Genomic DNA, 12,281 nt, shown 5'->3' on the forward strand with positions numbered 1-12,281 from the left:
GCGGTGGAGCCGGTGAAGTCGGCCTTTCAGTCTGCTTGCGCAGCCTGAAACACGCCTTGAGTCGCAGGTTCCTGATGAATCATGCGTTTCATCTTTGCTTCAAACGCCCACGTCAGGCTCACCGCCGCGCAGGCCAGCCCCAGCGCCAGGCCCCACCACACGCCGGTTGGCCCCCAGCCCAGGGTGAACGCCATCAACCATGCCGACGGCGCCCCGATCAGCCAATAGCAACCCAGCCCCACCAGGAAGGTGGTCTTGGCGTCCTTGAGCCCACGAATACAGCCCATGGCGATCGTCTGCACGCCGTCGAACAGTTCGAACCAGGCCGCCACGGCCAGCAGGCTGACGGCCAATACAATGACGTCATGGAATGCCGGGTCGTTATGGTCGAGGAACAGTCCGATCAGAGGGTCGGAGTACAGCCACAGCACGGCGGCAAAACCCAGCATCACCAAGGCACCGAAACCGATCCCGACGCGTCCCGCCAGGCGTGCCTGCAGCAACTGCCCGGCCCCGTAATGCTGGCCGATGCGCATGGTCACCGCGTAGGACATACCCGCCGGCACCATGAACGCCACCGAGACGATCTGCAGGGCGATCTGATGCGCGGCCAGTTGCGTGCTGCCCATGGTGCCCATGCACAGTGCCGCGAAGGCAAACAATCCGACTTCCACCGCATAGGTGCCGCCGATCGGCAGGCCCAGGCGCCACAATTCGCGCAGGTAATGGGTGTTCAGACGCAGCAGGCCGCTGCTCAGCGGGTAAGCCGCATACGCGCGATTGCTACGGATGTACCACATCAGTGCCAGCGCCATGCCATTGGCGACGATCGCGGTGACCAGACCAATGCCCATCAGGCCCAGTTTCGGCAAGCCGAACAGACCTTCAATCAGCGCGTGGTTTAGCAAGTAGTTAAGCACCGTGCCGCCAAGGCTGATCACCATGACCGGCGTGGCCTTGCCGATGGCGCTGGTGAAACCGCGCAACGCCATGAAGCTCAGGTAGCCGGGCAGGGCGAAGGGCAGGATCGTCAGGAATTGCCCCGCAGAATGCACATTGGTTTCGGTCTGGCCGAACAGCAGCAACACGGGCTTGAGGTTCCACAGCAGCAGGCCGGCTGCCAGGGCCATCAGCCAGGCGAGCCAGAGCCCGGCCTGGGTCAGGCGCGTGGCGCCTTCGATGTCGCCCGCGCCGTGGCGGATGGCTACCAGCGTACCCACGGCGGCGATCACGCCGATGCAGAAGATCGACACGAACGAATAGCTCGCCGCGCCCAGGCCGCCGCCGGCCAAGGCTTCGGGGCTCAGGCGCGCCATCATCAGCGTATCGGTCAGCACCATCAACATGTGGGCCAACTGCGAAGCGATCAGCGGCCCTGACAGCCGCAGGATGGCCCAGAGTTCGGTACGTGCCGGATGCTGCATGATCATCACGCTCGAAAAGTCATGGAATGGGGGGAGGGTTGATTCTCGGCGCTCCCGGCCTATTGCACAAAGGGATAAATGCGATCGTTCACATGATTAAAACTCATGCATCTGTGGATTCTGGTACGGTTCTCTTATTGCGTTGTCGGAGCTTTCCTTATGTCTCGTCGTCTTCCTCCGCTGTATGCCCTGAGGGCATTCGAGGCTGCCTCCCGGCATAACTCATTCACCCGGGCGGCGGATGAGCTGTCGATCACGCAAAGCGCCGTGAGCCGGCATATCCGCACCCTCGAAGAGCATTTTGCCTGTCGCCTGTTCCAGCGCAGCGGGCGCCATCTGCAACTCACCGAAGCCGCACGGCTGTTGCTGCCTGGCGTACGCGAAGGCTTTGCCGCGCTGGAGCGGGCCTGCCACACCCTGAACACCGATGACGACATCCTGCGCATGAAGGCGCCCTCGACCCTGACCATGCGTTGGTTGCTGGCGCGGCTCAGCCGCTTCCGGCATTTGCAGCCGGGCAACGAGGTGCAATTGACGAGCGCATGGATGAGCGTCGATGAAGTGGACTTCAATCAGGAACCGTTCGACTGCGCGGTGCTGCTGAGCAACGGCCATTTTCCGACGGACTGGGAGGCGTGCCACTTGTTTCCCGAGATGCTGATTCCGGTTGGCGCGCCGAACCTGCTGGACGATGGTCCCTGGGATGTGGCGCGCCTGGCCACGGCCGAGCTGCTGCACCCCACGCCCGATCGGCGTGACTGGCGCTATTGGCTGGAGCGCATGGGGCTGTCGTCTCAAGTGTCGCTCAAGGGCGGACAGGTCTTCGACACGTTGGAGTTGGGCATGATTGCCGCGGCGCGTGGGTATGGGGTTTCCATGGGGGACCTGCTTATGGTCGCCGAAGACGTCGCCCAGGGCCGGTTGAGCCTGCCGTGGCCGACCGCCGTGGCCAGTGGAGAAAACTATTACCTGGTTTGGCCAAAGACCCGTCCCGGTGGCGAACGCCTGCGACGCCTGGCGGATTTTCTTCAGAGTGAAGTTCAGGCCATGCTCCTGCCGACGGTGGAACGCCTGGATTGAAGCCCGCAGCGCCTGCTGCGCAACCGTTTGCGTGATACCCCTGCGATCTGCTCAAGTATTTGCTCATCCCGCCGAAGTAGCAGTATTGGAGCCACTGTGCGCCGACGTACCCCACTGGATAATTTGCCGAGCATCGCTAAGAGATCAGGATGATCCTGGCCTCGGCCAGGAGCTGTCATGTCTCAACCTCGCGCTCGGATCGCCTCACAACTGGGTATTGCCCTCGCCTTGATCCTGGCTGTCGCCATCGGCGGCAGCACTGTTTTTGCCTTGCGTTCCCTGGATGCCGCCAACCTTGATACCCGCGAGGAACACTTGGCCAGTGAGGCACGCTTGCTCGCCGATCAGCTCAACACGTTCCACAGCACGTTGCGTGAAAGCACCCAGCGCCTGACCGGGCTGTTCGAGCAGCGTTTCAGTGCCGGTTTGAGCGTGCGCGCGGACCAGCCGATTGCCGTCGCCGGTGTGCAGACCCCGAGCCTGTACCTGGGCAGCGATGTGTTGAACAACAACTTCAACGAAGTGGACGAGTTCAAACAGATGTCCGGCGGCGTCGCTACGGTGTTCGTGCGCAGTGGCGATGACTTTATCCGGGTCAGCACTTCCCTGACCAAGCAGGACGGCAGCCGCGCGATTGGCACCGTGCTGGACCGTCAGGGTCCGGCCTATGCGCGAGTATTCAGCGGACAGCCTTATATTGGTCGGGCAGTACTTTTCGATCGCTCCTACATGACGCAGTACAGCCCGGTGCGGGACGCCGGCGGTAAAGTCATCGCCGTGCTGTTCATCGGCTTCGACTACACGGACGCGCAGAGTGTCCAGTTCGAGAATCTCAAGCGCTTCCGTATCGGCCAGACCGGTTCGCTGGCCTTGCTGGATGAACAGAAACACTGGCTGGTGCCACCGGCCGGCGTACAGACCCCGGAGCAGGCGGTGCCGGTAATGCTGGACTTGGCCAAAACCCCGGGCAAGGGGCGGTTCTGGAGCGATAAGAGCGAAGATTTCTACAGTGTATCGGTGCCCTTCGACGGTGGCCCCTGGGCGGTCGTTGCCAGCATGCCCAAGGCGGAAATTCGTGCGGTTACCTGGGCCGTCGGCCTGCGCCTGGTCATCGGCAGTGTGTTGGCGATGTTGCTGGCGGTGGGCGCTACGGTCTGGTTGCTGCGCAGCAAGCTGGCGCCGCTGGGCGATCTGGTGCGCCAGGCTGAAGCCTTGGGTGCGGGGGACTTGAGTGCACGCCTGAACGTTTCCAGTCACGACGAAATCGGCCAACTGGCGCGCGCCTTCAACCAGATGGGTGAAGCGCTGTCGACCATGGTGTCGCATATCCGCAAGGCCGCAGAAGAAGTTAATGGCCGTGCACAGGCGCTGTCCGGTTTGTCCGGCGGCGCCTATGAAGGCATGGAGCAGCAGTCCGGCGAAATCACCAGCATGGCCGGCGCGGTGGAAGAGTTCAGTGCGACGTCGCTGAACATTGCCGACAACATGGGCAACACCGAACGCCTGGCTCAGGAGAACGCCCAGCAAACCCGCATCGGTCGCAACTCGATGCAGGAGGCCTCATCTTCGCTGGAGCATATCGCCACGGCGTTGAACAGCACCGCCACAGTGATCAACACCCTGGGCCAGCGCTCCCAGGAAATCGGTGGGATCGTCGGCGTGATCACGGCCATCGCCGAACAGACCAACCTGCTGGCGCTCAACGCAGCCATCGAGGCGGCACGTGCTGGTGAACAGGGGCGTGGTTTCGCCGTGGTGGCGGACGAAGTGCGCAACCTGGCTTCGCGTACCCGCGAAGCCACCGACGAAATTTCCGCAATGATTCAAAGCATCCAGAAGGAAACCGGTAACGCCATCAGCACCATGGAGCAGGGCAAGGTGCTGATGCAGGAAGGCCTGTCGCGCAATGCCGATGTGGCCTCGGCCCTGGCGCGAATCGACGAGCAAAGCCGCTCGGCCGGCCAGCAGTTCGCCGCAATTACCACCGCCACCCAGGAGCAGAGCAGCACCGCAACGCTGCTCAGCAGTAATCTGCAGAGCATTGCGCTGGCCAACAGCGAACAACGCGAAGTGGTGTCGAACCTGGCGATCACCGCCAAGGAGCTGGAGACCCTGGCGTCGGGCTTGCGGCATGAGGTGGACCGCTTCCGCTGAAGCGCTGGCGGGTAAAAACGAGGTTCAAGTGACCGCCGCAGGGCGGTATTGCAGTGCCTCCTGCAGATGCTCGCGAGTGATCGCCTCTGCCTGCTCCAGGTCGGCCAAGGTACGGGCGACCTTGAGCAGCCGGTGAGCCGCGCGCAAGGACAGTGTCAGCCGCTCGCAGGCATGTTCCAGCCAGCTTTCATCGGCCTTCGCCAGCCTGCAATGCTCACGCAGCCCTGGCAGATCCAGAAACGCGTTGGCGCAGCCCTGGCGTTTTTCCTGCCGTTCTCGAGCGTCGGCAACCTGTGCGGCCGCCGTCGCGGTGTTATCGCCGGGCGCTTGGGTGGGGTTCAGCGCCGTGGTTTCACGCGCGACCGTCAGGTGCAGATCGATCCGGTCCAGCAGCGGCCCGGACAGTTTGTTGCGATAGCGCTGGATCTGCTCCGGCGTACAGCGACAACGGCCGGTAGGATCGCCCAGATACCCACAGGGGCAGGGATTCATCGCTGCGACCAGTTGAAAGCGCGCCGGGAAGCTCACTCGGTCGCGCGCGCGGGAAATCACGATATGCCCTGACTCCAGCGGCTCACGCAAAACCTCCAGCACCTTGCGATCAAATTCCGGCAGTTCATCCAGAAACAACACGCCGTGATGCGCCAGGGTAATTTCCCCCGGCTGGGGTTTTGAGCCGCCGCCCACCAAGGCCGGCCCGGAGGCTGAGTGGTGCGGTTGGCGAAACGGTCGATGGGGCCAGTGGCTCAACGGCGCCAGGCTGACCACCGACTGGATCGCAGCGACTTCCAAGGCTTCCTGCTCACTCAGGGGCGGCAGCAGGCCGGGCAGGCGGCTGGCGAGCAAGGTCTTGCCGGTGCCCGGCGGGCCGCTCAGCAGCAGGTTGTGTGCGCCGGCCGCGGCGATCAGCAATGCCCGCTTGGCCGTCATCTGGCCCTGCACTTCGCTCAGGTCCGGGTACGGTTTGCTCAGGTACAGCAAACCGTCGGATGTGTAGGGCTCAATCGGCACGTGCCCATTGAGGTGCGCCACGACCTGCAGCAAGTGATCCACTGCAATCACTTTCAAGCCCGATGCCAGGCATGCTTCCTCCGCATTCGCGCGCGGCACTATCACAGTGCGCCCGGCCTTGCGCGCAGCCAGCGCCGCCGGCAACACGCCTTTGACGGCGCGTACCTCGCCGGACAGCGCCAATTCGCCCAGGCATTCCACGTCGTCGAGCATCAACGTCGGCACCTGCACACTCGCGGCCAGGATGCCTAGGGCAATCGCCAGATCAAAACGCCCGCCATCCTTGGGCAGGTCGGCGGGCGCGAGGTTGAGGGTGATGCGACGGGCCGGGTATTGCAGCGCGGAGTTGAGAATGGCGCTGCGCACGCGGTCCTTGCTTTCTTTGACTGCGGTTTCGGGCAAGCCCACCAGCGTCAGGGACGGCAGGCCGTTGGCCATGTGCACTTCGACGGTGACGGCGGGGGCTTCGACACCGATTTGGGCGCGGCTGTGGACGATGGCCAGTGACATGCTCGTTCCTTGAAAAATGAGGGCCGCTTCCTGCGGTTTTTCAAGGGTAGACGAGGCAAGTCAGCGCGGGGTGGGGAGGTTTTACAGAACGTATCTTGGGCGTGGCGACGTGAGCCTGCTCGCGAAGATCTGCGCGAACAAGCTCGCTTGTGCAAAGGAGTGTGGGTTATTTCTGGTCAGGCGTCAGCCGCGCTTCCAGCTCCGCCACCTTCGCCTCCAGGCTCTCCAGCCGTGCCCGCGTGCGGGCGAGCACGACCATCTGGCTGTCGAATTCTTCACGGCTGACCAGGTCGAGCTTGCTGAAACCGCTTTGCAGCAAGGCCTTGAACTGGCTTTCGATTTCATTGCGGGGCAGCGGAGTTTCGCCGCTGAACAGGCGAGAGGCGTGGCCGCTCAGGGCATCGAGGAAATCTTTGGGCGCGAGCATGGGAAATATTCCGGAAAACAGTTGGCGGGCAGTGTATCACGCACCGTCTATAGTCTTTTTCACGGCCTTGGGCGCACGCTTTTCGCGCAGGGCTCCGGCGGGCTGCGCACCGTTTTTGTGCGCATCAGGCTCGCCACATCGCCCCGCAGGTGGGCATAAGTGAGCAAAGGATTGATTTCAGTGAGTTTCACGGAGCTGGCAAGGTTTCTGCTTAGACGATCATGACCCATGCACTGATGCAGTCGCTGTGACGAATGCAGTGCGCCGATGGATCAGGGGTACAGGTTTGTCACCAGTGGTTAGCTGGCGTCGCAACGGCATGCCGAGGCGACGACGCGTTACAAAGCCAGGCACTGCGCTTAGACTTGAGACGGGTTTGTTTTCCTGGGGCAAGTCCACCAATTCGGGAGAGAGTTTTCATGAAGCTAGTCACTGCCATCATCAAGCCGTTCAAGTTGGACGATGTACGCGAGTCGTTGTCCGAGATCGGCGTGCAGGGCATTACCGTTACTGAGGTCAAAGGCTTCGGTCGGCAGAAGGGTCACACCGAGCTGTATCGCGGCGCGGAATATGTAGTGGATTTCCTGCCGAAGGTGAAGATTGATGTCGCCATTGACGACAAGGATCTTGACCGGGTTATCGAGGCGATAACCAAGGCTGCCAACACCGGCAAGATCGGTGACGGCAAGATCTTTGTGGTCAATCTGGAACAGGCTATTCGCATCCGTACCGGCGAAACCGATACCGACGCAATCTAAGCCGCCAAACCCCAACGCCCCAGGAGAAAACAATATGACTCTGCGTAAATTCGCAGGGCTCGGAGCCCTGTTGTCCATCGTAATGCCAAGCCTGGCCATGGCGGCAGACGAAGTGGCTGCTCCAGTCCTCAACTCCGGCGACACGGCGTGGATGCTCACATCCACCGCGCTGGTGCTGTTCATGACCATCCCTGGCCTGGCGCTGTTCTACGGCGGCATGGTTCGCTCCAAAAATATTCTTTCGGTGATGATGCAGTGCTTCGCCATCACTGGCCTGATCAGCATCCTGTGGGTTATCTACGGTTACAGCATCGCGTTCGATACCACCGGTATGGAACAGGGCGTGGTCAACTTCAATTCCTTCGTCGGCGGCATGGGCAAGGCGTTCCTGGCCGGTGTCACCCCAGCCAGCATTACCGGCCCGGCGGCACTGTTCCCTGAGGCGGTGTTCATCACCTTCCAGATGACCTTCGCGATCATCACACCGGCGCTGATCGTCGGCGCGTTTGCTGAGCGTATGAAGTTCTCCGCCATGCTGATCTTCATGGCCATCTGGTTCACTCTGGTCTACGCACCGATCGCACACATGGTGTGGAGCGGCAACGGCGGCCTGCTGTGGGACTGGGGCGTGCTGGACTTCGCCGGTGGCACCGTGGTGCACATCAACGCGGGTGTGGCTGGCCTGGTGGCGTGCATCGTGCTCGGCAAGCGTAAAGGTTACCCAACCACGCCGATGGCGCCGCACAACCTGGGTTACACCCTGATCGGCGCGGCCATGCTGTGGATTGGTTGGTTTGGTTTCAACGCAGGTTCCGCGGCGGCCGCCAACGGTACCGCCGGCATGGCGATGCTGGTCACTCAGATCGCTACCGCTGCCGCAGCACTGGGCTGGATGTTCGCCGAGTGGATCACCCACGGTAAACCGAGCGCACTGGGCATCGCCTCGGGCGTGGTAGCGGGCCTGGTTGCCGTCACCCCGGCCGCAGGCACCGTGGGCCCGATGGGCGCCCTGGTGATCGGCCTGGTGGCCGGTGTGATCTGCTTCTTCTGCGCCACCAGCCTCAAGCGCAAGCTGGGCTATGACGACTCCCTGGACGCGTTCGGGGTGCACGGTATCGGCGGTATCGTCGGCGCGATCCTTACCGGTGTGTTCGCAGCGCCTGCATGGGGCGGCTTCGGTACCGTGACGGACGTAGCGGCACAGGTCTGGATCCAGTGCAAAGGCGTGGGCTTCACCGTGATCTACACGGCGATCGTCACCTACGTCATCCTCAAGGTGCTGGATATGGTCATGGGGCTGCGCGTTACCGAAGAGGAAGAAGCGGTCGGCCTCGATCTGGCGCAACACAACGAGCGCGGCTACAACTTGTAAGTACGCGGAAAAAAAGATGCCCGGCTTGCCGGGCATTTTTTTGCCTGGCGTTTGTCAGTCATACAGGCTCCGGCGGTTTTTGCGTCATGTTTGCGTCGGGACGTATAGAGCATTTTTCAGCATGCGAATGTCTTACAGGCATGTAGGCGTATTCGACACTTTGTTTTTTCCCAGAGCGCGCTAGAATGCGCGCCGATGGGCGGAGAACTGTATGTGGCAACAGACCCTGATTACCCTGCGGGCCAAGCCCCGGGGCTTTCACCTGGTGACCGACGAGTTGCTTGCCGGCTTGCCTGAATTAAAGGCGTGTCGCGTAGGACTGTTGCACCTGTGGTTGCAGCACACTTCGGCCTCGTTGACCGTCAACGAGAACGCCGACCCGGCGGTTCGCCGTGACTTCGAACGGTTTTTCAACTTGCTGGTGCCGCAAGGCCGCGCAGGGTTTGAACACAACGACGAAGGTCCGGACGATCTGCCGGCGCACTTCAAGGCCAGTCTCCTGGGCTGTCAGCTGAGTTTGCCGGTGAAGGCCGGCCGTTTGGCGATCGGGACGTGGCAGGGCGTTTACCTGGGCGAGCACCGTGATCATGGCGGTGCTCGCAAAGTCCTCGCCACCCTGCAGGGTGATGAGGCGTAAGCCACTGGTAATCCAGTGGATGTGATTTTTTTCCGGCGAGCTCGACAGAGGGTGAAGCTGGGCTATAACTAATCTGCTTTTCGCAAGTCATGAGGTAGAACATGAGCGACGATGATCTGGAAAACGACGACCTTGAAGTCGGTGACGAAGACGAGGCTGATGATAGCCTCGAAGCGGCGGCGGTTGACGACGTGCCTGACGAGGCCGATGACAGTGTAGGCGATGACGCTGCTCCCAAGGCCAAAGGCAAAGCCAAGGCCGCAGTGTCGGTCGATGAGTTGCCGAGCGTTGAGGCCAAGAACAAAGAGCGTGATGCCCTGGCCCGTGCGATGGAAGAGTTTCTCGCGAAAGGCGGCAAAGTGGTCGAGGTCGAGCCCAACGTGGTAGCCGATCCACCCAAGAAACCGGATAACAAGTACGGCAGCCGTCCTATCTGAGGCCAGCCACCTGCTTGTAAGAAAGAGCCCGCCGTCGCTGCGGGCTTTTTCATGCCTGATGATTTATTGAGTCTTATGCGATTCAACTGTGGAAGGTGGGCTTGCCCCCGGTAGCGGTGTATCAGTCCCCGGCTCCCAAAGTTAAATCTCCACGGTTATTGCCAGTTACGGAGCAGTTCCGGCAACTCCGTCAGGCTGCGAATCTGCGCATCCGGGCGCGTATCCGCCGCCCAAGTCTTGCCCGTCGGGTTGAACCACACTGCACGCAGCCCCGCCTGTTGCGCGCCGGCAATGTCGTCCCCAGGATGATCGCCCACATGCACCGCCGCACTGGCATCCACTCCGCCCCGTTGCAATGCCTCTTGAAACAACCGCGCATCCGGTTTGGCGATGCCGATGTCTTCAGCGCGCAGCGCGAAGTGAAAGTAGTCCGCCAGGCCTACACGCTGCACGTCGGCGTTGCCGTTGGTGATGACCCCCAGCAGATATTGGCGACGCAGCGCCTGCAGCATAGGCTCGGCTTCTGGGAAGACCGTCAGTTGATGACGTGCATGGATGAACGCTTCAAAGCACACATCAGCCATTTCGGTGGCTTCGGGCTGTGGATAACCGGCCTCTTCGAATGCATGCATCAATACCCGATGGCGCAACAGGCTGATGCGGTGCTTTAGCTCCGGGTGGCGTTGCAGCACCTGTTGGCGCAGGCTGGCGAAGTGCTCCAGGGGCAGGTCGCCCACTTTGGATGCATGGGTCGCCAACCATTCGCGCATCGATGCTTCGGCGCTGATGATGACGGGCACGTTGTCCCAGAGTGTGTCATCCAGGTCGAAAGTGATCAGCTTGATACTCATGAGTCGCTGTCCTTGATGCGTTTGGCTCGTGGATGGGCGCTGTCGTACACCGTTGCCAGGTGTTGGAAATCCAGGTGGGTGTAGATCTGCGTGGTCTTGATGTCGGAGTGGCCGAGCAGTTCCTGCACGGCGCGCAGGTCCTGGGACGACTCCAGCAGGTGGCTGGCGAAGGAGTGTCGCAGCATGTGCGGGTGCAGGTTCTGCCCCAGCTCGCGTTCGCCCGCGGCCTTGACCCGGACCTGAATGGCCCGTGGGCCGAGGCGCAGACCTTTTTGGCTGATAAACACGGCGTCATCTACCGGGTTGGCCAGCGCACGCAGCGCCAGCCATTGCTGCAACGCTTGGCGAGCCTTGCTGCCCACAGGCAAAACGCGGGTCTTGCTGCCCTTGCCAAGCACTTGCACCAGGCCGTCCGCCAGGTCCAGTTGGTCGAGGTTCAGGCTGGTCAGCTCCGACAGGCGCAGGCCCGAGGAATAGAACAGCTCAAGGATGGCCTGGTCACGGTGAGCGAGGAAGTCATCTTCCACGGCGCCTTCCAGCAACTGCAGGGCGCGATCGGTATCCAGGGTTTTGGGCAGTCGTCGTTCACCCTTGGGCGGTGACAGGCCGGTGGCCGGGTCGTGATCGCACAGGCCCTCGCGATTGAGGTAATGGTAAAGCCCGCGCACCGCCGACAGCAGGCGAGCCAGGCTGCGCGAGGACTGCCCCTGCTGGTGCAGCCGCGCGATCAGGCTGCGCAGGTTTTGAATGTCCAAGGCTTTCCAGCTGGCAACCTGATGCTTTTCGCAGTAGGCCAGGACTTTATTCAAATCCCGCCGGTAGGCTTGCAGCGTATGGGGCGACACCTGGCGCTCGTTGCGCAGGTGAGCGCAGTAAGCGTCCAGTTGCCGTTCCATGGCTAGCGCACCGCGCGCAGGGCGGTGGTGAAGCGCGGCAGGACGCGGCCAAGCACTTCGGCGATGTAGGTCAGGAACAGCGTGCCCACCGAGCTTTTGTAATGCGCAGGGTCGCGGCTGCCGATGGCCAGTACGCCATGCAGGCCTTGATGGCTGAGGGCGACCACGGCGGTGGAGCCGATCTGTTTGCGCTGTTCGGCACCGAACAGAAAGTCGAGCTCGTGCTCGCGCAAGGTGCCGCTGATGGTCTTGCCTTCGGACAGCAGGCCGCCGATGGCAGTCTGGGCTTCGCTGCCGCTGACCCAGCGGCCCACCGGCATCGGGTTGTCGCTGAACAGGATCAGGCTGACAAAGGGCACCTGGAAATCCTGGCGCAGGCTGTCTTCCACGGCCATCACTGTTTCTTCCAGGCTGGCGGCGTCCAGGAGTGTGAGGATCAGGCGACGGGTCTTGTCGAACAGGCGGTCGTTATCGCGGGCCACGTCCATCAGGTGCGAGAGCTTGTGGCGCATTTCAATGTTGCGCTCACGCAGGATTTTCATCTGCCGCTCCACCAGCGACACGGTGTCGCCACGCTGGTGCGGGATGCGCAGGGCCGGCAGCAGTTCGTCGTGTTCGACGAAGAAATCCGGATGAGCCTCAAGGTACGCCGCGACGGCAGCGGCCTCCAGAGTTTCGCCCGGGGATGCTTGTGCGGGTACTTGAGGCTTATCGGTCATTGGAT

12 protein-coding genes and 1 pseudogene are annotated in these 12,281 nt (G+C 61.9%); 7 read left to right on the forward strand and 6 right to left on the reverse strand.

Annotated features, from left to right (window positions below):
- Window positions 1-26 precede the first annotated feature (26 nt).
- A complete protein-coding gene (locus OSC50_RS25485) occupies window positions 27-1,430 on the reverse strand; it encodes a NorM family multidrug efflux MATE transporter (RefSeq protein ID WP_266247550.1) in 1,404 nt (467 codons plus the stop codon).
- A 153-nt stretch (window positions 1,431-1,583) separates the two neighbouring features.
- Between OSC50_RS25485 and OSC50_RS25490 the strand changes: the two genes are divergently transcribed.
- From OSC50_RS25490 to OSC50_RS26335, 3 genes and pseudogenes are all read left to right on the forward strand, one after another.
- Window positions 1,584-2,504: a LysR substrate-binding domain-containing protein gene (locus tag OSC50_RS25490; RefSeq protein WP_266247436.1), complete on the forward strand. Its 921-nt coding sequence runs from the start codon at window positions 1,584-1,586 to the stop codon at window positions 2,502-2,504.
- A gap of 177 nt (window positions 2,505-2,681) precedes the next feature.
- Window positions 2,682-3,755 (forward strand): annotated as a pseudogene (locus OSC50_RS26330) (Cache 3/Cache 2 fusion domain-containing protein); the annotation flags it as partial.
- Window positions 3,756-3,935: 180 nt separating this feature from the next.
- Window positions 3,936-4,658, forward strand: coding sequence for a methyl-accepting chemotaxis protein (locus OSC50_RS26335; RefSeq protein ID WP_375139320.1), 723 nt, complete (start codon window positions 3,936-3,938; stop codon window positions 4,656-4,658).
- 24 nt (window positions 4,659-4,682) lie between these two features.
- Here the strand turns inward: OSC50_RS26335 and OSC50_RS25500 are convergent, their stop codons facing one another.
- Both OSC50_RS25500 and OSC50_RS25505 read right to left on the reverse strand, forming a co-directional pair.
- Window positions 4,683-6,179, reverse strand: coding sequence for a YifB family Mg chelatase-like AAA ATPase (locus OSC50_RS25500; RefSeq protein WP_266247432.1), 1,497 nt, complete (start codon window positions 6,177-6,179; stop codon window positions 4,683-4,685).
- Between the two features lie 166 nt (window positions 6,180-6,345).
- Window positions 6,346-6,606, reverse strand: a complete 261-nt coding sequence (locus OSC50_RS25505; RefSeq protein WP_034101453.1) for an accessory factor UbiK family protein — start codon at window positions 6,604-6,606, stop codon at window positions 6,346-6,348.
- A 419-nt stretch (window positions 6,607-7,025) separates the two neighbouring features.
- Here OSC50_RS25505 and glnK point away from each other — a divergent pair, with 419 nt between their 5' ends.
- The 4 genes from glnK (at window position 7,026) to sutA (ending at window position 9,810) form a co-directional block, all read left to right on the forward strand.
- On the forward strand, window positions 7,026-7,364 hold the full coding sequence (gene glnK, locus OSC50_RS25510; protein ID WP_002555808.1) for a P-II family nitrogen regulator: 339 nt from the start codon (window positions 7,026-7,028) through the stop codon (window positions 7,362-7,364).
- Between the two features lie 34 nt (window positions 7,365-7,398).
- Window positions 7,399-8,736, forward strand: a complete 1,338-nt coding sequence (locus OSC50_RS25515; RefSeq protein ID WP_181076311.1) for an ammonium transporter — start codon at window positions 7,399-7,401, stop codon at window positions 8,734-8,736.
- Between the two features lie 211 nt (window positions 8,737-8,947).
- Window positions 8,948-9,373, forward strand: coding sequence for a secondary thiamine-phosphate synthase enzyme YjbQ (locus OSC50_RS25520; protein WP_181076312.1), 426 nt, complete (start codon window positions 8,948-8,950; stop codon window positions 9,371-9,373).
- A gap of 101 nt (window positions 9,374-9,474) precedes the next feature.
- Window positions 9,475-9,810: a dormancy-specific transcriptional regulator SutA gene (gene sutA / locus OSC50_RS25525; RefSeq protein WP_181076313.1), complete on the forward strand. Its 336-nt coding sequence runs from the start codon at window positions 9,475-9,477 to the stop codon at window positions 9,808-9,810.
- Window positions 9,811-9,965: 155 nt separating this feature from the next.
- Here sutA and OSC50_RS25530 read toward each other — a convergent pair whose 3' ends face one another.
- From OSC50_RS25530 to OSC50_RS25540, 3 genes are read right to left on the reverse strand one after another with little or no spacing between them, the layout of a single operon-like run.
- On the reverse strand, window positions 9,966-10,661 hold the full coding sequence (locus OSC50_RS25530) for an HAD family hydrolase (RefSeq protein ID WP_266247431.1): 696 nt from the start codon (window positions 10,659-10,661) through the stop codon (window positions 9,966-9,968).
- Window positions 10,658-11,557, reverse strand: coding sequence for a tyrosine recombinase XerC (xerC, locus tag OSC50_RS25535; protein ID WP_266247430.1), 900 nt, complete (start codon window positions 11,555-11,557; stop codon window positions 10,658-10,660). Before xerC ends, OSC50_RS25530 begins: the two co-directional genes overlap by 4 nt.
- 2 nt (window positions 11,558-11,559) lie before the next feature.
- Window positions 11,560-12,276 carry a DUF484 family protein gene (locus tag OSC50_RS25540; RefSeq protein WP_181076316.1) on the reverse strand — a complete coding sequence of 239 codons (717 nt, stop codon included), beginning with the start codon at window positions 12,274-12,276 and terminating at the stop codon, window positions 11,560-11,562.
- Window positions 12,277-12,281 lie beyond the last annotated feature (5 nt).

It is taken from the genome of Pseudomonas quebecensis, from assembly GCF_026410085.1.
GTDB lineage: Bacteria > Pseudomonadota > Gammaproteobacteria > Pseudomonadales > Pseudomonadaceae > Aquipseudomonas > Aquipseudomonas quebecensis.

Excerpts from the sequence above, each read along its gene's own strand:
- OSC50_RS25485 (WP_266247550.1), bottom strand. The coding sequence starts at position 1,430 with ATGATCATGCAGCATCCGGCACGTACCGAACTCTGGGCCATCCTGCGG.
- OSC50_RS25490 (WP_266247436.1), top strand. The coding sequence starts at position 1,584 with ATGTCTCGTCGTCTTCCTCCGCTGTATGCCCTGAGGGCATTCGAGGCT.
- OSC50_RS26335 (WP_375139320.1), top strand. The coding sequence starts at position 3,936 with ATGGCCGGCGCGGTGGAAGAGTTCAGTGCGACGTCGCTGAACATTGCC.
- OSC50_RS25500 (WP_266247432.1), bottom strand. The coding sequence starts at position 6,179 with ATGTCACTGGCCATCGTCCACAGCCGCGCCCAAATCGGTGTCGAAGCC.
- OSC50_RS25505 (WP_034101453.1), bottom strand. The coding sequence starts at position 6,606 with ATGCTCGCGCCCAAAGATTTCCTCGATGCCCTGAGCGGCCACGCCTCT.
- glnK (WP_002555808.1), top strand. The coding sequence starts at position 7,026 with ATGAAGCTAGTCACTGCCATCATCAAGCCGTTCAAGTTGGACGATGTA.
- OSC50_RS25515 (WP_181076311.1), top strand. The coding sequence starts at position 7,399 with ATGACTCTGCGTAAATTCGCAGGGCTCGGAGCCCTGTTGTCCATCGTA.
- OSC50_RS25520 (WP_181076312.1), top strand. The coding sequence starts at position 8,948 with ATGTGGCAACAGACCCTGATTACCCTGCGGGCCAAGCCCCGGGGCTTT.
- sutA (WP_181076313.1), top strand. The coding sequence starts at position 9,475 with ATGAGCGACGATGATCTGGAAAACGACGACCTTGAAGTCGGTGACGAA.
- OSC50_RS25530 (WP_266247431.1), bottom strand. The coding sequence starts at position 10,661 with ATGAGTATCAAGCTGATCACTTTCGACCTGGATGACACACTCTGGGAC.
- xerC (WP_266247430.1), bottom strand. The coding sequence starts at position 11,557 with ATGGAACGGCAACTGGACGCTTACTGCGCTCACCTGCGCAACGAGCGC.
- OSC50_RS25540 (WP_181076316.1), bottom strand. The coding sequence starts at position 12,276 with ATGACCGATAAGCCTCAAGTACCCGCACAAGCATCCCCGGGCGAAACT.